Origin of the sequence: Escherichia sp. MOD1-EC6819, assembly GCF_002965765.1 — a bacterium.
GTDB classification, from domain to species: domain Bacteria; phylum Pseudomonadota; class Gammaproteobacteria; order Enterobacterales; family Enterobacteriaceae; genus Escherichia; species Escherichia ruysiae.
Window position 1 is genome coordinate 223428 of the sequence record NZ_PTRG01000006.1, and the last position, 20141, is coordinate 243568.

Genomic DNA, 20141 nt, shown 5'->3' on the forward strand with positions numbered 1-20141 from the left:
CTGGCCGATCGGCCATTACGCCGATCTAGTGCTTGCTGTAAACCACACGTAATCCATACCCTTGCACGCCATCTTGTTTTTGGGCACCAAATTTCTGCACGGCTTCTTCGTTAGTGGCAGGGATGACAATATCTTCATTGCTGGTATTTGTTTGGGCGCCGGTGTAGCCGTTAACGCTTTGCCCGGTAAATTCCCACTGGTAGTCGTATTGCGTCATTTCCTCTTCCGTCAGTTTTTCCGACTGCTGGAAAACGCCATCTTTGTTGGCATCGCGCCACAAAACAAAGCGGTAGGCGTTATCCACAGGCAAATGCTCTTTCTCATTGTCGATAAGATTGACGGGATTAGTCGCAGATACACGGTAGATAAACGCATTAACATCATTCCCTCCCGCACCAAGGAATGTCACATCCACATAGTTGCTGTCGTCATACGGAGCAGCTTTTGCTTTCCAACGGAAAGTGCCGGGTAACGTACTGGAGAGTGTGACGGTTCCTTTTTCTTTATCTTGTTTGGCGATAAAGACGCAGGGATTCTCGGTTGAACAGGGTTTATTGGTGAGCGTGACTTTTTTATCCTGCGCATCGTAAAGCTGCGGGGAAAGGTTATCTTCTGGCAGTGTATTGCCGTTGCGGTCAGTGTCATCACCGAAGCTGTCAGTGACGTCGAGATCCATCACCACGCCATCAACGCCGTCTGCCTGGGCGCTGGCTTCGTGGCTGTGATTGTTCTCTTCAGGTACATCCGCAATATTGTTGACGATCAGCTCAATTTTACGGTCTTGCTGCACGGTGATTTCCACCACACCGGAATTCTGCCGATTACCCTTTTCATCCTCCAGCGCCAACCGTACCCGCCAGGTATTCAGCTTTTCCTGCTCTGCTTTATCGGAACTGTACTGCCAGGCGGGCAGCACCAGATTCCAGTGGTTGTTGTTACCTTCAGTGATGGTATTCGCTTTAACAACAGGCATGACCAGCGTGCGGGCAGCGTTATTTTTCGCCTGCCACGAGGCGGAAATAATTTTGTAATGATGGTTGATCAGCGCGTTGATGGTCCATTTACATTTTTCCAGTCCAACCGCTTCTTCTGGCGTGTCTTTAATCACACATTCCGGGTGCTCATTGGTGGCGTCCGCTTTAAGCCACAAGGTGACATCAAGTGGGTCTTTTTCTTTGTATTCCAGCACGATAAAGTTATTACGTTCGACGAAGTCATGGCGGCTCCCCATCAGCGAGTGAGCGACTTTGACGTTATCGCTATTCAGTTGATCTTTTAGCGGAACACCGAACTGATAATTAATCGTGGCGTTAACACTAAGATCACTGTTATCTCCAGTGCCTGCTTTATAGTCCGCCCCGACTGTCAATAACGGAACTGGTTGATAGTTCACGCCGAGCGTCACTGCATAGGGATCTTTTTCTAAATTATCGGTGCCGAACAACGCAACTTCGTCACCATAATATTGCTCGAAAACAACTTTGCCCCCCAACTGTGGATAAGAAGGTAGCCAGGCTTCCGCACGAACATCCCAACCACGCGCAGGTCGTTCTAAATAGAAGTCGAAATCTTTTGAATCTTTCCAGTCAGAAAGTGGATGATAATAGTTACCAGAAAGTTTTAAATAATCCGTCCAGGCTTCAGTCCCTAACCCTAAACGGCGATGTCCACGAGTGAAATCATAATCATAAAATATATTTCCACCCAATAACCATTTGTCAAAATTATGTCTAACGCCGAAGCCAATATTACCTATCGTGCGTTCCTCTTTACGTTGAGCGGATAACTGGCTGAAATAAACACTTTTTTGAGAATCATATAAAGGAACAAAATAGTCGATTGAACTGCCGTCCAGCGAGCCATCCTGACCGATAGAAAGATTCGAACGGACTTTACCGTATGGAGAAAGCGCACCTTCGATATAAGACTGTGCAGATGAGGTGATTTGCCCTTGCAGATAGCTTCTTGCTTGAGATTCCAGAGCTTCTGGGGTCAGGTTCTCAAATCCCTGCTGGGCGGATTCGGCGACGTAGTTGACACCACGCTCTTTCAAGGATTTACCTTTATTATTTTGTTCTTCTTGTAAGGCAGCTTCGCTTCCCAAATCCGGTAATGAAGAGTCACTTTGCTTAACATTTATCTCTGGTGTCGCATAAGCAGCACCAGAGATAAAAATTAGCATAAAATAGCGTATCCATCGCAACATGCCTTTTCCCTGTAACGATTTTATAATCTGAAATCAGCTTCGGCATTGTATTCCAGATAGTTCAGATATTACACATCAGAAATGCTAAATATATTCTTAAAGTTATAACAATGGGAGTTTGTTCACTCTAATTACGTGTTAAGCTAATAGAAATTGGCTCATTATATTTATACTAGGAATATATAAAAGAAAAATATATATTCCCGTGATATTAAGCAGTGGTAAATTCAACGCGCTTTTTAGAAATTAAACCGTGTCCATTCTGGCAGAAATAATCCACCGCGCCACAGGCTTTTAATACCTGTAACGGCTGATGACAGTCAGGGCAAAGCGCCTGAACAGTGAAATCTTTATCGCAAGTTGTGCAGTGAGCCGTCTCGCCATTGCGTTCGAGAGGGTTTTGGCAGACAGGGCAGTTGAGTTCCATATTTGTTCCTCGCGATTGGTTGGGTTTCTCTTCCTGGATGGCAAGAGAAACCCAATAAGTAATTACTTACTTTTCTTGATGTGCTTCATCAGACGCTTACGTTTACGCATCTGGGTCGGCGTCAGAGTGTTACGCTTGTTCGCATACGGGTTTTCCCCTTCTTTGAACTGAATACGAATCGGCGTACCCATCACGTCCAGAGATTTGCGGAAGTAGTTCATCAGGTAACGTTTGTACGAGTCAGGCAGGTCTTTCACCTGGTTGCCGTGAATCACCACAATCGGCGGGTTATAACCACCGGCGTGGGCATATTTCAGCTTCACACGACGACCGCGTACCAGCGGCGGTTGGTGATCTTCAACAGCCATCGTCATGATGCGCGTCAGCATAGAGGTCCCCACACGACGGGTGGAGCTGTCATACGCTTCACGTACTGATTCAAACAGGTTACCAACACCGCTACCGTGCAATGCAGAAATAAAATGCACACGGGCGAAGTCGATAAAGCCCAGACGGAAGTCCAGCGTCTCTTTCACCTGCTCTTTCACTTCCTGGCTCAGGCCGTCCCACTTGTTCACCACAATCACAAGTGAGCGCCCGCTATTGAGAATAAAACCAAGCAGGGAGAGATCCTGATCGGAAATACCTTCGCGTGCGTCAATCACCAACATCACAACGTTGGCATCTTCAATCGCCTGCAATGTTTTGATTACCGAGAACTTCTCTACCGCATCAGTAATTTTTCCGCGTTTACGCACGCCCGCAGTATCAATGAGTACATACTCACGTCCGTCACGTTCCATCGGAATGTAGATACTGTCACGCGTCGTGCCTGGCATGTCGTAAACCACGACGCGCTCTTCACCCAGGATACGGTTAGTGAGTGTAGACTTACCGACGTTTGGACGACCAACAATCGCCAGTTTGATCGGCAGACTTTGCGGGTCGAAGTCGTCTTCCTCTTCTTCTTCACCGTTCTCTTCCGCTTCAAATTGCGCCCAGTATTCAGCGTCTTCGTCGACTTCTTCTTGCGGTGCGAGATCTTCCATCCACGGCAGCAGCACGTGCTCCAGCAGACTTAATACGCCACGACCATGCGAAGCGGCAATTGGGTAAATTTCACCTAAACCAAGTGAATAAAAATCAACAATTGCTTGATCCGGGTCCAGTCCATCGGTTTTGTTCGCCACCAGGAAGGTTGGCTTTTCACGGGAACGCAAATGTTTGGCAATGGCTTCATCCGCAGGCATCAGACCCGCGCGCGCATCGACCATAAACAGTACAACGTCCGCCTCTTCAATCGCCAGCAGCGATTGTTCCGCCATGCGGGTTTCTACACCGTCTTCTGTACCGTCAATCCCGCCGGTATCAATACAGATAAACTCGCGGCCTTCAATTTCCGCACGACCGTACTTACGGTCACGAGTCAGACCCGGGAAATCCGCAACCAGCGCATCTCGGGTGCGAGTTAGACGGTTAAATAACGTGGATTTTCCTACGTTAGGGCGCCCGACAAGCGCGACCACAGGTACCATGTTTAAAGCCTCATTTTTATAAATCATCAGACAACGCACGCTATTTTCGCGTCGTTGTTAAAAACAGGAAAACGGCTCCTGTCCAGGAGCCGTTTTCAAAGTGAACGACAGAGACGATTAACGTGTAATGGAGTACACGGTTCCGTCTTTTGCCTGGATCAGCAGTTTGCCATCAGCGGCAACCGGGTCAGTCTGGAAACCAGAGCTATCAACTTTTTGTTGGGCAACGAAACGTCCATCTTCCACATTAATCCAGTGCAGATAACCTTCGCTATCACCCACCACCAGGTTGCCATTATACAACACCGGGGAAGTCAGCAGGCGGTGCAGCAGATCGCTTTGTGTCCACAGCGTCACGCCACCATCGATGGTCAACGCCATTACCCGGTCATTTTGATCAACCAGATAGATACGGTTACCGTCAACGATGAAATCATTCACCGAGCCCAGTTCGCGTTTCCACATAATCTGACCACTGCGCAAATCAAGCGCCGTCAGGTTACCATTATAGGCCAGCGCGAAAACAACACCGTTCACAACTACAGGCGTAGTATCAACATCGCTCAGACGGTCAATTTCGGTAGAACCCGTCGCCTGGGAGATACGCTGTTGCCAAATCATCTGTCCCTGCTGCATCAACACAGCACTGACGCGACCATTATCGCCACCAACGACTGCCGCACCAAATGCGGTTGCTGGCGCAGACTCGCCACGCAGAGAGAGCGAAGGCATATCAAGGTTAACGGTCCATTTAACAGCGCCATCAGCTTCGTTCAGCGCCTGCAACTGGCCGTTGCTGGTGTGAATCAACACCAGACCATCGCTGACCACCGGGCGAGAAAGTGCTTCACCCGCTACTTTGGTTTGCCATGCCACAGTACCATCGCTGGTATTCAGCGCGTAAACCTGCGCTTTTTCGCTGCCAATATAGACATGACCACCTGCGACGGTCACGCCGCCGGAAAGTAATGCCGGCTCTTTAGATAACCAGCCATCTTTTTCAGCCAGGCTGACAGACCAGATTTCTTTACCGTCATCCGCATTCATCGCCTTTACCAAACCAGCGCGATCGGCTGCATAGACAACGTTATCCGCCAGTGCCGGATGAAGATTAGAGTAGAAGTTACCAATGCCGCTACCAACGGAAGTGCTCCACGCCGTGGTCGGCGTAAACTGGTTTTCAACGGTCGGCAATGGGGACATCTTGACCACATCTTCTTCACTGTTAAACAGCGAACAGCCGCTTAAAAGGGTAACGGAAAGCACTCCTGGCAGCAGTAATTTACGCAATTGCATCGGGTCCCTCTCAGATGGACAAATTATTAATTTTCATCTGCATCATTTCACTCAGTGCCGGGGTCACATCGCTTTTCACGCCTGCTTCCCACGCACTACGCGCACCTTGCTTATCACCTTTGCTCAGTAATGCTTCACCACGCAAGTCGGCAACAATAGCAGCCCAACCTTCACCTTTAATGGTATCGAGGGTTTTCAGCGCGGCATCAGTCTGCTTGAGCTGCACCTGAACTCGGGCAAGACGCAGATTTATCACGGCTTTGAGATTTTCATCGCTCGTGTCCGCCAACCCTTGTTGCAATTGAGCGGCGGCTTTCTCTAGTTCATTTTTGTCAACAAATTGCTGCGCAAGTTCCAAAGAAGCCAGCGCGCCGTAAGTATTTTTATTTTCAGCAGCGAATTTTTCCGCCGCCGGGATGCTGTCAGGTTTGCCTTCGCTAACTGCGGTAACCGCATTTTGATAGGCAAGAGAAGCGGAGCGTGCAGACTCAACCTGATGGCTGTTCCAGTAGCGCCAGCCAATCAGTGCGCCAACGCCTAAAATCACCCCAACAGCCAGTGCCTTTCCATTTTCAGCAAAAAAGCGTTTAACCGCTTCAACCTGGTCGTTTTCGTTCTCGTAAATTTCCACGCTGTCCTTCTCCTTCCTTAACTCAGTAACGTGTGCAAATGCGCGGCTACGCTATCCTGCGCAACTGCCGTTTGCTCACCAGAGCGCAAATCCTTCACTACTGCCGTACCATTAGCCACTTCGGACTCACCCAGCACCACAGCAACGCGGGCACCCCATTTATCAGCGCGGGCAAACTGTTTCTTAAAGTTGCCGCCGCCGTGGTTGGTCATCAGTTTCACGCCCGGTAATTCATCACGCAGACGCTCTGCTAATGCCATAGCCGCAGATTGTGTATCAGTACCCGAAGCCACCAGGTATATATCGACAACAGGATCGGCTTTAAATTCCGGATTAACTGCCTGAACTAACAACACCAAACGTTCCAGGCCCATCGCAAAACCGACTGCCGGTGTGGCGCGACCGCCCAGTTGTTCCACAAGACCGTCATAACGACCGCCTGCGCACACGGTGCCCTGGGAACCGAGGCTGTTAGTGACCCATTCGAAAACGGTACGATTGTAGTAATCCAGACCACGCACCAGACGCTGGTTTACGGTATAGGCAATACCTGCGCTCTCAAGCAGTTTGCACAAACCGTCAAAATGCTCGCGAGACTCCTCATCCAGATAATCGCCCAACGCCGGAGCGTCGTTGAGAAGCGCCTGCACTTCCGGATTTTTAGAATCCAGCACACGCAGCGGGTTGGTATACATGCGACGTTTGCAGTCTTCGTCCAGTTTTTCTTTATGCTGTTCAAGGAACGCAACCAGCGCATCGCGGTAATTGGCACGTGCTTCCAGCGAACCGATAGAGTTCAGCTCAAGAGTTACGTGTTCGGAGATACCCAGCGCGCGCCACCAGCGGGCAGTGAGCATAATCAGTTCGGCGTCGATATCGGGGCCTTGCAGACCGAAAACTTCGCACCCCAACTGATGGAACTGACGATAACGCCCTTTCTGCGGACGCTCGTGACGGAACATCGGCCCGATATACCACAGACGCTGTTCCTGATTGTACAGAAGACCATGCTCGATGCCGGCGCGTACACAGCCCGCCGTCCCTTCAGGGCGCAAAGTCAGGCTGTCGCCATTGCGATCCTCAAAGGTGTACATCTCTTTTTCAACCACGTCGGTGACTTCACCAATCGCACGTTTGAATAGCGGGGTCTGCTCTACAATCGGCAAGCGGATTTCACTGTAACCGTAGCTGCCGAGCACGTTTTTCAGTGTGCCTTCAATGCGCTGCCAGATGGCCGTTTCGCCAGGCAGGTAATCGTTCATGCCGCGAATGGCTTGAATGTTTTTTGCCACGTTTATTCTCTTTCTGAATATAAAAATGAACCCTCAACGCTTCCCTCAATGTTTCGGGAGCCATGCGGGTTCAATCATACACGGGAAGCGAGGCGCTTCCCATCACGTTATTATTTTTCAACCTGCTGAACGTCAATTCGACGCGCTTCGTCCAGTTGGCTGGCTTTCGCACGAATGCGTGCTTCCAGCTGGTCGATCATGTCGTTGTTGTCCAGACGGTCTTTGCGCACGCCATCTTCATAGAGGCCGCTTTTCTTGTTGCCGCCCGTAACGCCAAGCGTAGAAACCAGCGCCTCGCCCGGGCCATTCACCACGCAGCCAATAATCGAAACGTCCATCGGGGTAATGATATCTTCCAGACGTTGCTCCAGCGCGTTAACCGTACCGATAACGTCAAATTCCTGACGCGAGCAGGTCGGGCAGGCGATGAAGTTGATGCCGCGCGAACGGATGCGCAGCGATTTCAAAATATCAAAACCGACTTTGATCTCTTCGACCGGATCAGCCGCCAGCGAGACGCGCAGTGTGTCGCCAATACCTTCCGACAACAGCAGACCTAAACCAATAGCCGATTTCACCGCCCCGCTGCGTGCGCCACCGGCTTCGGTGATCCCCAGGTGCAGCGGCTGATCGATCTGTTTTGCCAGCAGACGATAAGACTCAACGGCGAGGAAAACGTCAGACGCTTTCACGCTGACCTTGAATTGATCAAAGTTCAGACGATCGAGATGATCAACATGGCGCATGGCAGATTCCAGCAGCGCCTGCGGCGTCGGTTCGCCATACTTTTCTTGCAAATCTTTTTCCAGCGATCCGGCGTTAACACCAATACGAATCGGAATGTTTTTATCGCGCGCACAGTCAACCACCATGCGAATGCGTTCTTCATTACCGATATTGCCAGGGTTAATGCGCAGACAGTCAACACCGTATTCCGCTACTTTCAGCGCAATGCGATAGTCGAAGTGGATGTCGGCTACCAGCGGCACGTTAACCTGCTGCTTGATGAGCTTGAACGCTTCTGCCGCGTCCATCGTCGGTACAGAGACGCGAACGATATCAGCGCCGACACGTTCCAGCGCCTTAATTTGATTGACCGTAGCTTCGACATCTGTCGTACGCGTATTGGTCATGGACTGTACGGCGATGGGTGCACCATCGCCAATCGGCACATTCCCAACGTAAATACGTGTTGATTTTCTACGTTGAATTGGAGCCTGGTTATGCATGAAAAATCTCCCGCGTTACCCGTCTGTTACTGCGCCGGTGATTGTTCGGCATTGAGGGTCAGACGCGCAACCTGGTTAGTTCTGATAAAACGACTCAGATCGACAGGTTTCCCTTGATACTGGATCTGCACTGCAGCTGGGGCACCAATTTTCAGTTTATACGGTGCCTGACCGCTTAAATTCAAATTACCGCCTTTACGCTGCATCCCGCTAAACAGTTTTTTGCCGGTAGAATCGGTGACTTCCAGCCAGCAATCAGCAGTAAAGTTCATCACCAGCGCATTAGGATCAGCCGCTGGAGTGGTCACGCCAGCCTGATCGATTGGCAACGGCGCTGCGCCATCTGGCGTTGTTGTTGCGACCGGAGCCGCTGGTGTAGTAGCCGCGATATCAACATTTGCCTGTGAAGGAGGAACAACTGCGTCCTGCTGCGGCGCTACAGCGGGTGCTGGCGTCGTCACGGCTGGCGTTTGCGTGTTCGTGGCGGTGGAATCTACAGCCGCAGGCGATGTAGTCATCTGGGTTTCGGTAGCAGACGTATCTAACGGTACACTCTGGCTCTGGTTATTATTCAGCTCCGCAGTGGATTGATCAGCCATAGTGCTGATCTCTTCCTGCTGGGCTTTGTGATCCTGCCACCACCAGGCGCCGCTCAGGCCAATCACCACAAACAGCACCAGCCAGGTGAAAGTCATCAGCCAGCCATCGCGTTTTTTGCGGCGTTTGCCGAGGGAAAAACTCTGCATTGGCGCAACTTTTGCCGCCCGCAGTGGTGCCTGCTTTTCCAGTCCCGGCAGCAGTTCTTCTTCCGGAATATGAACCAGACGCGCATAAGAGCGGATATACCCGCGCAAGAATGTTGAAGCAAGATCGGCTGGCGCCTTATCTTCTTCAATGTCGCGTACCGTGGAAACCTTCAAACAAAGTCGTTCGGCAACGGCTTGCTGGCTAAGTCCAAGTTGTTCACGGGCATTACGCAAGCGAGCGCCGGTGGTAAGTGCTTCATTTTGGTCGTGCGTGGCTTCAGTATTCATTCGCTGCAGGTACGTTTAAAAGAGAATTGGGATGCCGGTGAACCATCACGCCCACCCACACCGCGAAACATCCGTAAAGTTAACCTTTATCATACAGTATAAGACTGTCTGTGTGCTCGTGACAAAGCCCACATGAATCAAAGCTAACTTACTGTTGCATCGTTACATACTGCCTTAAAGTCAGCAAAAACGCACCGTTAATATTGATCAGACAATTGCAACTTAATGCTACATTCATAAAACATTACGCCACGGTACATAAAGTAACCGTGGCGTAATAACTATCAGACCGTTTTAATGTCGATAGCTTCACCCTGCATCCGTTTACGCAGAGTACGTTTAGTACGGTCAATGACATCACCTGCCAGCTGACCACAGGCGGCGTCGATATCATCACCACGAGTTTTACGCACAATGGTGGTGAAACCGTAGCTCATCAGCACTTTTGAGAAACGGTCGATACGGCTGTTCGAACTGCGTCCATACGGCGCGCCGGGGAACGGGTTCCATGGGATCAGGTTAATCTTACACGGCGTATCTTTCAGCAGTTCAGCCAGTTGGTGCGCATGTTCAGTGCCATCGTTAACGTGGTCAAGCATCACGTACTCGATAGTGACGCGCCCCTGGTTCGCATTGGATTTCTCCAGATAACGGCGCACTGCAGCAAGGAACGTTTCGATATTGTACTTTTTGTTGATTGGTACAATTTCGTCACGAATTTCGTCGTTCGGCGCGTGCAGGGAAATTGCCAGTGCAACGTCAATCATATCGCCCAGTTTATCCAGCGCCGGAACTACACCGGAAGTGGAAAGCGTCACGCGACGTTTAGACAGGCCAAAACCGAAATCATCAAGCATGATTTCCATCGCCGGAACGACATTGTTCAGGTTGAGCAGCGGCTCGCCCATACCCATCATCACTACGTTAGTGATCGGACGCTGACCGGTGACTTTTGCTGCGCCGACGATTTTCGCCGCACGCCACACCTGGCCGATAATTTCCGACACCCGCAGGTTGCGGTTAAAGCCCTGCTGGGCGGTGGAACAGAATTTACACTCCAGCGCACACCCCACCTGCGAGGAGACGCAAAGCGTGGCGCGGTCGTCTTCCGGGATATACACCGTTTCGACGCGCTGATCGCCAACGGCAATCGCCCATTTAATGGTGCCGTCAGATGAACGCTGTTCTTCAACCACTTCCGGTGCGCGGATTTCCGCCACCTCTTTCAGTTTGCCACGCAACACTTTGTTGATGTCGGTCATCTCATCAAAGTTGTCGCAGCAATAGTGATACATCCACTTCATCACCTGATCGGCGCGGAAGGGTTTTTCACCTAAATCTTTAAAAAACTCCCGCATCTGCTGACGGTTGAGATCCAGCAGGTTGATTTTTCCATCTTTCGTGGTGACGTTTTCAGGTGTGACTAATTGTTCAGACATATGCTATTCCGGCCTCGTTATTACACGTTATGGCCCCTGGAGGGTTGAAAAAAGAAACGCCCCGGTGAGCGGCTGCTCGTCCGGGGGCGCTGCATTGTACAAATTCTGGCGCACGGATGCCACGTTTGCACGCGGCATTTACGAAATTATTAACGAGTGCGCGGGCACACTTCGCCTTCACCGAAGAAGTAGGCGATTTCGCGAGCGGCAGATTCTACGGAATCAGAGCCATGTGTGCCGTTTTCGGTCAGGCTGTCAGCGTAGTCTGCGCGCAGAGTTCCCGCCAGAGCGTTCGCCGGGTTGGTCGCGCCCAGCAGATCGCGGTGACGCTGAACGGCGTTTTCACCTTCCAGCACGGAAACGACGATCGGACCAGAGGTCATGAACTCAACCAGACCATCAAAGAACGGTTTCCCATCGTGTTCAGCATAAAAGCCACGAGCCTGTTCAACGGTCAGGTGCAGCATTTTGGTGCCGACAATTTTGAACCCTGCAGCTTCAAAGCGCGCAAAGATATTACCAATGACGTTTTTTGCTACCGCGTTCGGTTTGATGATGGAAAAAGTACGTTCAATAGCCATTTTTACCTCTGTAAATTATTCTGTTGTTGTCTGTACCAGCGTACGAGATGGCGCGGATTATAATGAGCAACAGAGCCGTTGACCATTGACGAAGGTAACATTTTTTTAAAATAAACCTAGTTTAAGCAACAAACATGGTGAAAACAGACTATTGCATAACAAATCTCACTGTCGCTACCTGCCCCACTTCATCCATTACCAGCAATTGATAATTGCCTTTTTCCGTTAAATGCAGAGTCACACTGCGCCCACGTTCAGCTAACGGTTCGCCATTCAGAAACCACCAGCGTTCTCCGGCACCACCGCTGGATTGCACCGGCAAAGTCGCTTCCGCCGCACCAGGTAAACGCTTGATAATGGCGCCATCACGGATGCCAGTCAGTTGCAGCGGGAGTTGGGCGTCGTGACCATACGGTGGGCAAATTGTCGAGACCGCTGGCAAGCGTGCGGCACGGCGTTCCGATGCGGGCAGCCAGGGTTCCAGCGGTAGTGGCCAGACATTCATCATTTCTTGTCGCGCCTGCGGGCAATCGGCGGCAACGCGTTTGCCATTATCATCCAGCCAGATGGGAAAGCGGATGCCATTAATCCCTTCTTGCTCTGGCAGTAACAGGGGTGGCGGCTGGCTTCCATCCAATAACCAGGTTGCCAGACGACGACGGCAATTACTGTCACCCACGGGCAAAGACTGCCCACCTGGCCAACAGATAACACCACGAGTGACGGAATTCGGGCGCGGATCTTCCGGCAGATTTGCACTGCGTGACAGTAAGATATTATTGACCTGATTCATCAACGGTACGGCGCTGGCAAAACCAAACTGACCGACAACGGGCGTGCCATCCGGCCTGCCAGTCCATATTCCTATCACATAGCGAGCATTTACACCTATCGCCCATGCATCGCGATAGCCATAACTGGTTCCTGTTTTCCACGCCAGTGGTACAACGCGCGGCAAGGCGCCGTCCGGCAGGGGCTGCGCTTCATCAGCCATGATCCGGCGAATGATCCACGCGGCGCCCGGCGACATTAAGGGGCGTTCAAGCAGGGGATCGTCAGGCTGTAAGCGCAATTTGCCTGCCTTGCCGTGGCGAGCAAACGCGGTATACGCTGCCGCCATATCTTCCAGTTTTGCACCTGCGCCGCCGAGGATCAGCGAAAGGTTCGGCGCAGCACCGTTGGGCAGGTACAACGGCAATCCAACATTGCGTAATTTTGCCGCAAACCGTTTCGGGGCATAGGCTTCCAGCACCTGCACGGCAGGTAAGTTCAGCGATCGCACCAGCGCCTCACTCATGCTGATCGGGCCATGAAAACCGCTATCAAAGTTACCTGGTCGGTAATCACCGGTGCGCCGGGGGACGTCTTGCAACAGTGATGCCGGGTGGATCAAGCCTTCATCCAGCGCCAGTCCATAAACAAACGGTTTGAGCACCGATCCTGGCGATCGGATCGCATTGACCATATCGACATGACCAAAGCGTGAATCATCGTTGAGATCAACCGATCCCACCCAGCCGCGAACACGCATATCGGTATGATCAACCACGATCATCGCCAGTGAGCTGCGCGGTGGTAATCGTCCTTTCCAGTTTTGCGCCAGTTCTTCCAGACGTCGTTGAAGACCGGCATTCAGCGTAGTAACGATTTTGTCGCTTTTGCTTTTACCGAGCATCATGCGCGAAAACAGCGGTGCCAGTTGCGGCATTTGTCGGGGTGCCAGCCAGATGGGTTCTTCCCTTGACTCTTTTACCTGCTCACGGGACCACACACCTTGCGCAGCCATCCGTTCGAGCACTTTATTACGCGCGGCTTCGGCACGCTCCGGCCAGCGATCCGGACGAAGACGGCTGGGTGCTTGCGGCAACACAGCCAGCATCGCCGCCTCGGAATAGCTTAAATTCGCAGGCGCTTTTCCGAGGTAAGCCCAGCTTGCCGCACCTATCCCCTGCAACGTACCGCCAAACGGAGCGCGGTTAAGATACAGGGTCAGAATGTCACGTTTAGACAGATGCCATTCCAGTTGAAACGCGCGCCAGAGCTGGCGAATTTTACCGCCAAACGTTTTGGGGTGAGGATCAAGCAGACGAGCAACCTGCATAGTGAGCGTGCTCCCGCCGGAGATAACTCGACCAGAAGTCAGATCCTGCCAGGCAGCGCGCGCCACCGAGAACGGGTTTACGCCTGGATGCTTCCAGAACCAGCGATCTTCGTAATTGATCAGTGCTTCAAGGTAACGCGGAGAAACATCTTCGATAGTCACGGGATAACGCCAGATACCGTCAGCATCGGCGAAACGCCAGAGCGGCGTACCATCCTGCGCCACGACCACACGTGCGGGATTGACTTCATGCAGCGGCAGAGGCCAGAGTTTATCTGCTCCCCACGCCGCCAGAATGATAATAAAGGGCGCGGCTGCCAGCGTTATCCAGCAGCCGCGTTTACTTACCAGACGAGGCATTTACGGTCTGACAATCAACAGATCTTCAGCCGCGCCGGTCGCCCGCCATTGAGGAACATACATCGATTCCACCATCGGCTGCGGCACCTGATACGTTCCCGGCGTCACCGCCCGCGCCAGATATACCAGTGTAACCGGCTGGTATTCATCAACGGCAACCGCCGCCACAAAGCGATCATCACGAAACTCAATGTGCTTAATGCTCGCCTGCTGCATTTGATTAAGCAGGTTTTGCACTTCGCTACCACTTTGCTCCAGACTGGCGTTGCCGTTAGCCAGGTTCTGGTTTTCCAGCTCCAAACCCGCTGGCAGCAAATCAACCACCAGCGCATCTGGCACGCTGTTACTGGCTTTTACCTGCAACCAGACCAGTACCAAATCACCGCTACGTAACGAGTCCAGCGATTTGCTCTTACCGTCAGTACCAAGAATATGGCGCTCGATTTGCAGCACATTACTCGCAGGTAAAGGTGCGGATTGCGGATAACCGCTGGCATCCACACGCAACCATAACGGCTGGGAGCCACTGTTAGTTACCTGCAAAGTTGCAAGTTGATCGCTATTCAGATTGCTGTTTTGCGTTTTCTCGCCAGTCAGCGGCTCGGCAGAGAAAGAGGTTTGCGCCTGCCATTTACCCGGTAAATCCTGTATCGAACGGGCAGCCAGGAACAACGCGTTACTTTCCTGAGTTGATAGCCAGCGTTCACCAAACACCTGCTGCGAAAGTGTATTCAGCAAGGTGTTCTGCTCATCTGGCAGCAGTTTGTTCTCTTCCAGCAAGGAGAGCATTAACGCGTTGTCGCGCAGTGGGCTACCGTAATCGCCCAGCCATTTCCGCTCATCATTACGCGGCGTTTTCAGCGCCAGCGCAATCGCTTCTTCACCACGCGTCGCATCACCCATGGTTTTCAGCGCAACGCCAAGTTGCAGCAGCGGTAAACCAGAAGCGGCATCTGCACGATGCTCCCAGATTTCACGCAGCGCACCCAGCGGAGCCTTTTGCTGACGGGACAACACCAGCGCAGCGTAAGACTGTACGGCGAATTTACTGGCTTTGAGATTATCGGCGTAAGGGATCGACATCATGCCCGGATCTTGTAAATAGCGCAGCAGACGCTCATTCCCTTGGTTAATGGCTTCTGTCGGCACGCTGTAACCCTGCTCACCTGCGCGAACCAGGAAATCCATCACATAAGCCGTCAGCCAGTACTCTTCGTCGCTGTATTTATCCCATAGCGCAAAACCGCCATTATCGCGTTGCATTTGCAGCAAGCGGGAAATGCCAATATCAACTGCCGCACGGCGTTTATCATCACTGTCGCCTTTGATGCCCAACGCCTGTAGCTGGGCTGCATTGGTATAGAGCGACGGGAACAGACCGCTGGTGGTTTGCTCCAGACAGCCGTACGGATATGCTTTTAACTCTTTGATATAACGTGCAATGTTCAGCGGTGGCTTGCCGCTCAACAACAATTGCCCTTCCAGCGTAACAGGCGAGAAGTTTTGCAGTCCGCCAGCCGGAATCGCCCATGTTTCACCAGGCTGCAACACCGTACCATAATTGACTGTTTGTGCCGGGAATGCCGGACGGACGCCAATTTTCCACTGCTTATGCTGATCGGCAACGGTTTCTCCTGGCAAATTCAGGCCACTGATAGTCGCCTGAATTTCACCATCGCCATAACCCGGCAATGCTCGCACCGGGATAAACAGCGTGGTTCGCACGCCTGGCGCTAATTCAACAGGTGCGGGTGAATCGCTTACCAGTTCAACCAAGCCGCTGGCGGTCAGGGCAACGTTCATTTTTTGCGGTTTATCAGTAAGATTAGTGATATCCAGCGTCAGACGCGAAGTGTCGCCACTCGCCATAAAGCGCGGCATGTTCAGTTCGGCTATCACCGGTGCAGCAACAATCACTTTGCTTTCGTTGCTGCCGAAGTCATCTGCCGTCCAGGCTTGCGCCATGACGCGCAATTCACCGTTAAAATCGCCAATCGGCAGTGTAACCGTACCTTCGCCCTGTTCGTTGAGCGTTACCGGCTGTGCCTGTTGCGCGACAATATTGACGTGATTGACCGGTGGCTTACCACCACGTTTCAGTTCATCGCCATCGCCACCAAAACGCAGTGCTGCCAGGCGTCCCTGTCCTTCAATGACCTGACCGTAAATATCGTATATGTCTGCGCCATAGCGTTTCTGACCGAAGAACCCCTGCCACGGATCTGGCGTAACGTAATCAGTAATATTCAACACACCGCTATCAACGGCAGACACCAGCACATTCACCTGTTTTGGCATCTCACCATTTTTATTGCTGGCTTTGATTTTCACAGTTAATGGCTGATTGGGGCGCATTTTTGCCGGTGTTTCCAGCGCCAGATCAAGACGACGGTTTTCATCGCCAAGCGGCAAATGCAACACACCAACCGCACGTTTTGGCGTCGCGGAGCGAGATTTATCGCCAGGACGCACCACCAGCGTACTCAAATAAAGATCATGACGATTCCAGGTTTTATCGACCGGAATCGTCAGATCCAGCCCTTGTGCCGGAACATCAATCTCTTGCCACCACAGCGGCCCTTCACTGGACTCAACCATCGCGTAGCCTTTACCCGCCGTTGGCGCGGCAATATGCAACTTAATGGTATCGCCAGGGCGATAACTGGCTTTATCCAGTTTCATCGTGACGCGATCTGGACGCACCGCACCGCCACCGTCGCTGTTGTCCTGCCAGCTATAGCCAGCCCAGAAACGCACACTACTGACCGCTTCATTCGGCGCTTTGACTTCCAGACGATAAGCGCCCCACTCTACCGGAAAACTGACCTTACCGGTTTCATCCGCCTGAAGATCCAGCGTTTGTTCATTTTCGATCAGATCTTTTTGATCAAACTGAGACTGCCAGCCTTCATCTTCTGACCAGTTCCAGAAGTAATCACGGCGTTCGCGAATCAGACGCACCTGCAAGCCCGACACGGCTTTTTTCACGCCCTGCGCATCGCTATAAACGATATCAAAAGCGGCGTTGCTGCCTTCATCAACAATGGGTTGTTTTACAGTCGTGTCAGTACGGTAATTGTAAACCGATTTCGAGGCGAACTGCGGGCGGATCCCCGGCAATGCATCGGCAGGCCAAATAGCCTGTTCAGCACGGCGCGTCACCGGGCGACCACCCGATTCCAGCAAACTCCCCTGGAGAATAACCTGCAATGGGGAATGCGTTTCCTTCCACTGGCTTTCTGTAGATACTTCGCCGCGCCCTTTATCATCCAGCGTTAACTGAACTTCATCCAGCGTGCGGGAAAGGTTTTCGGCAGCGATATCGCCAAATTCGAAGCCGGGTAATGCAGAAACCGCTTCACGCAGAGGGCGCAGGAAAAGCTGCCCTTGTAATGTGTTGCCGTTCGCGGGCGCACCATAAAGGTAGTAACCCACTACGGAGAATTTCACTTCATCTTTCGGCGCTAACGGGGTTTTCTCGCCAGTCAGATTCAACGCCATGCGCTCTGGCATAAAATCTTCGACGTGGAAATCCCACATCCGATACTGGTTATCGCCAGTGTTAGCGCGAATATGCCACATGCCGGTTGCCGCACTGCTATCCAGTTGCCAGGTAAAGTGATAGAGGCCATTCTCCGGCTGACTAACGACACTACGCAGTACCTGCCCGTCAGGTTTAATCACGTCTAACTTGATGGGTTGATCCGGCAGAGCTTTACCGTCTGCATCACGCAGTAAGCCGTTGAGGATTACTGTTTCACCCGGGCGATAAAGATCGCGCGGGCCAAACATAAAGAACTGTTTGCTATAACCCGGTGCACCAGCAATGTTAAATTCCGCTAAGTCCAGCGCCGGAAGTTTTAAATCGAGCAGCGTTGTCTGACCATCTTTACGTGCCAGCAGTAATGCCGCGTTTTTATTGTTTTCCAGCTGTACATGACCCTGTGCATCACTGGTCGCCTGAGTCAGAATCTGCCCTTTCTCATTTAATAACGAAACTTCAATTCCTTGCTGAGCCGCGCCGTTTTCCAGGCTTTGGGTAAAGATATCCAGACGATTGTGATAACGGTGAGCTGAAATGCCGATATCACTTAACGTAAACAGCGTCGCGGGATTACTGTAATCGTAACGTCCAGCCTGATTCATCACAGCAAGATACACGCCCGCCTGCTGAAGCGGTTTGATATCGCCCAGCGGCAGCAATAATTTTTCACGGGTATTACGCGCAGGATTGAGATCAAAACGTCCGGTGTAAACAAGATCCGCCATCTGCAGGAGTTTGTCTGACTGCCAGTTCGCCAGCGAATTGCGGTATTCCCATTGGCTAATGAATGCTGGCAGAGATTCGGGTTTAACACGGAAGAAGTTAACATCGACATTGTTAACGTTGAGCGCCATTACCGGCAGTCCTTCAACGACTTTTCCAGGCAGCAGCGAACCACGGCTGGCAAAACCGACGCTGGGTTGAATATCGCGGGTGGTGATCGTTTTTTCGTAATCTTTACTGAAGGTTGCGTTATTGAGCGCCTTCATTTCCTGCCCAATAGTCACGATCAAATCACGTTTAGGTTCGAGGTGGCGTAAACGCAGCTCTTTAAGATTATCTGACAGCTCCCAGGCACCATCCACTTTACCGCTCTTTTTATCGACGACATGAACAACACGCGAGAAATCCTGATCCGGGTCGAGGGGGATAGAGAAAGTCAGCACCAGCGTGGCTGCACCATCGAGTTGAACCTCAGAGAGATCAAGCAATGTCAGTGTCTTACCGGCACTCTGTTGTGCCAGCTTTTGCCTCTCCGGTGCAGAGAGTTTTGCAGAACTCGCGTTTTCCGAAGATGTACCTTTAGCAGCTTCAGAAGGGGTATCTTTTTTCACCGCTGTTGGCGCGTTATCGTTGTTGTCGCACCCTGCCAGCGCCAGCATTAACATGCAGGCGGCTATGCGTAACTTTTTCATTTATCATCCCTGCCACAATGGCCCGTTAGCAACGTCGAATAATTATTATGCGTGAGAATTAGCGGTATGTAATTCAGTATCACGTCCACAGAATCTGAATTTTGGTGATAAATGTGGCTCAGGCAGCCAAATCAGCCTCTTTTGCTTGTCGCTTTTCACTAAACGTCCGACAATTTAGCCTACCCCGGCAAAAATGGAGATGCCTATGTCCACGACATGGTTTGTAGGAGCCGACTGGCTCGCCGAACATATTGATGATCCTGAAATTCAGATTATTGATGCCCGCATGGCACCGCCCGGACAGGAAGATCGTAACGTTGCCCAGGAGTATCTCAATGGGCATATCCCCGGCGCAGTATTTTTCGATATCGAAGCTCTTTCCGATCACACCTCCCCGTTTCCGCACATGCTGCCGCGCCCGGAAACGTTCGCCGTAGCGATGCGTGAGTTAGGTGTTAATCAGGACAAACATCTGATTGTCTATGACGAAGGTAATCTTTTCTCAGCCCCGCGAGCATGGTGGATGCTGCGCACCTTTGGCGTGGAGAAAGTGTCGATTCTTGGTGGTGGACTGGCGGGCTGGCAGCGTGATGACCTGCTGTTAGAAGAAGGCGAAGTAGAACTGCCAGAAGGAGAGTTTAACACCGCCTTTAACCCGGAAGCCGTGGTGAAAGTAACCGATGTATTGCTGGCAAGCCATGAAAAAACGGCACAAATTATTGATGCCCGTCCAGCTGCGCGTTTTAACGCTGAAATTGATGAACCTCGCCCTGGTTTACGTCGCGGGCATATTCCTGGTGCGCTAAATGTTCCCTGGACGGAGCTGGTGCGTGAAGGTGAACTGAAGACGACAGATGAACTCGATGCGATATTTTTTGGTTACGGTATCAGCTATGACAAACCGATTATTGTCAGCTGCGGCTCTGGTGTAACGGCCGCCGTTGTGTTGCTGGCACTTGCTACGCTGGATGTGCCAAACGTGAAACTGTACGACGGCGCATGGAGTGAATGGGGGGCGCGAGCAGATTTACCGGTCGAGCCAGTGAAATAA

The 20141-nt window shown here is 51.7% G+C and carries 13 protein-coding genes; 1 reads left to right on the forward strand and 12 read right to left on the reverse strand.

Features of this window, described 5'->3' with window-relative positions; genetic code table 11:
* Positions 1-25: 25 nt before the first annotated feature.
* The 12 genes from sinH to yfhM all read right to left on the reverse strand — a co-directional run bounded on the left by sinH (position 26) and on the right by yfhM (position 19090).
* Positions 26-2206: an intimin-like inverse autotransporter SinH gene (sinH, locus tag A7Z06_RS10825; protein ID WP_000946974.1), complete on the reverse strand. Its 2181-nt coding sequence runs from the start codon at positions 2204-2206 to the stop codon at positions 26-28.
* A gap of 211 nt (positions 2207-2417) precedes the next feature.
* A complete protein-coding gene (locus tag A7Z06_RS10830) occupies positions 2418-2633 on the reverse strand; it encodes a zinc ribbon domain-containing protein (RefSeq protein WP_000422358.1) in 216 nt (71 codons plus the stop codon).
* 62 nt (positions 2634-2695) lie between these two features.
* Positions 2696-4168, reverse strand: coding sequence for a ribosome biogenesis GTPase Der (gene der, locus A7Z06_RS10835; protein ID WP_024165069.1), 1473 nt, complete (start codon positions 4166-4168; stop codon positions 2696-2698).
* Between the two features lie 117 nt (positions 4169-4285).
* Positions 4286-5464 carry an outer membrane protein assembly factor BamB gene (gene bamB, locus A7Z06_RS10840; RefSeq protein WP_001177079.1) on the reverse strand — a complete coding sequence of 393 codons (1179 nt, stop codon included), beginning with the start codon at positions 5462-5464 and terminating at the stop codon, positions 4286-4288.
* 10 nt (positions 5465-5474) lie between these two features.
* Positions 5475-6095, reverse strand: a complete 621-nt coding sequence (yfgM, locus tag A7Z06_RS10845) for an ancillary SecYEG translocon subunit YfgM (RefSeq protein ID WP_000409213.1) — start codon at positions 6093-6095, stop codon at positions 5475-5477.
* Between the two features lie 17 nt (positions 6096-6112).
* Positions 6113-7387, reverse strand: a complete 1275-nt coding sequence (gene hisS, locus A7Z06_RS10850; protein WP_001107176.1) for a histidine--tRNA ligase — start codon at positions 7385-7387, stop codon at positions 6113-6115.
* Positions 7388-7497: 110 nt separating this feature from the next.
* The gene (ispG, locus tag A7Z06_RS10855; RefSeq protein ID WP_000551807.1) at positions 7498-8616 is read right to left on the reverse strand and encodes a flavodoxin-dependent (E)-4-hydroxy-3-methylbut-2-enyl-diphosphate synthase; all 1119 of its coding nucleotides are present in this window, start codon (positions 8614-8616) and stop codon (positions 7498-7500) included.
* Positions 8617-8642: 26 nt separating this feature from the next.
* Positions 8643-9650 carry a cytoskeleton protein RodZ gene (rodZ, locus tag A7Z06_RS10860; protein WP_001090827.1) on the reverse strand — a complete coding sequence of 336 codons (1008 nt, stop codon included), beginning with the start codon at positions 9648-9650 and terminating at the stop codon, positions 8643-8645.
* 284 nt (positions 9651-9934) lie between these two features.
* Positions 9935-11089, reverse strand: a complete 1155-nt coding sequence (locus A7Z06_RS10870) for a bifunctional tRNA (adenosine(37)-C2)-methyltransferase TrmG/ribosomal RNA large subunit methyltransferase RlmN (RefSeq protein WP_000003318.1) — start codon at positions 11087-11089, stop codon at positions 9935-9937.
* 149 nt (positions 11090-11238) lie between these two features.
* A complete protein-coding gene (ndk, locus tag A7Z06_RS10875) occupies positions 11239-11670 on the reverse strand; it encodes a nucleoside-diphosphate kinase (RefSeq protein WP_000963837.1) in 432 nt (143 codons plus the stop codon).
* Positions 11671-11818: 148 nt separating this feature from the next.
* Positions 11819-14131 carry a peptidoglycan glycosyltransferase PbpC gene (pbpC, locus tag A7Z06_RS10880; RefSeq protein WP_105279422.1) on the reverse strand — a complete coding sequence of 771 codons (2313 nt, stop codon included), beginning with the start codon at positions 14129-14131 and terminating at the stop codon, positions 11819-11821.
* Positions 14132-19090, reverse strand: coding sequence for an alpha2-macroglobulin (gene yfhM / locus A7Z06_RS10885; protein WP_105279423.1), 4959 nt, complete (start codon positions 19088-19090; stop codon positions 14132-14134).
* Positions 19091-19295: 205 nt separating this feature from the next.
* Here yfhM and sseA point away from each other — a divergent pair, with 205 nt between their 5' ends.
* Positions 19296-20141, forward strand: a complete 846-nt coding sequence (sseA, locus tag A7Z06_RS10890; RefSeq protein WP_000108601.1) for a 3-mercaptopyruvate sulfurtransferase — start codon at positions 19296-19298, stop codon at positions 20139-20141.

Excerpts from the sequence above, each read along its gene's own strand:
- sinH (WP_000946974.1), bottom strand. The coding sequence starts at position 2,206 with ATGTTGCGATGGATACGCTATTTTATGCTAATTTTTATCTCTGGTGCT.
- A7Z06_RS10830 (WP_000422358.1), bottom strand. The coding sequence starts at position 2,633 with ATGGAACTCAACTGCCCTGTCTGCCAAAACCCTCTCGAACGCAATGGC.
- der (WP_024165069.1), bottom strand. The coding sequence starts at position 4,168 with ATGGTACCTGTGGTCGCGCTTGTCGGGCGCCCTAACGTAGGAAAATCC.
- bamB (WP_001177079.1), bottom strand. The coding sequence starts at position 5,464 with ATGCAATTGCGTAAATTACTGCTGCCAGGAGTGCTTTCCGTTACCCTT.
- ispG (WP_000551807.1), bottom strand. The coding sequence starts at position 8,616 with ATGCATAACCAGGCTCCAATTCAACGTAGAAAATCAACACGTATTTAC.
- rodZ (WP_001090827.1), bottom strand. The coding sequence starts at position 9,650 with ATGAATACTGAAGCCACGCACGACCAAAATGAAGCACTTACCACCGGC.
- A7Z06_RS10870 (WP_000003318.1), bottom strand. The coding sequence starts at position 11,089 with ATGTCTGAACAATTAGTCACACCTGAAAACGTCACCACGAAAGATGGA.
- ndk (WP_000963837.1), bottom strand. The coding sequence starts at position 11,670 with ATGGCTATTGAACGTACTTTTTCCATCATCAAACCGAACGCGGTAGCA.
- pbpC (WP_105279422.1), bottom strand. The coding sequence starts at position 14,131 with ATGCCTCGTCTGGTAAGTAAACGCGGCTGCTGGATAACGCTGGCAGCC.
- yfhM (WP_105279423.1), bottom strand. The coding sequence starts at position 19,090 with ATGAAAAAGTTACGCATAGCCGCCTGCATGTTAATGCTGGCGCTGGCA.
- sseA (WP_000108601.1), top strand. The coding sequence starts at position 19,296 with ATGTCCACGACATGGTTTGTAGGAGCCGACTGGCTCGCCGAACATATT.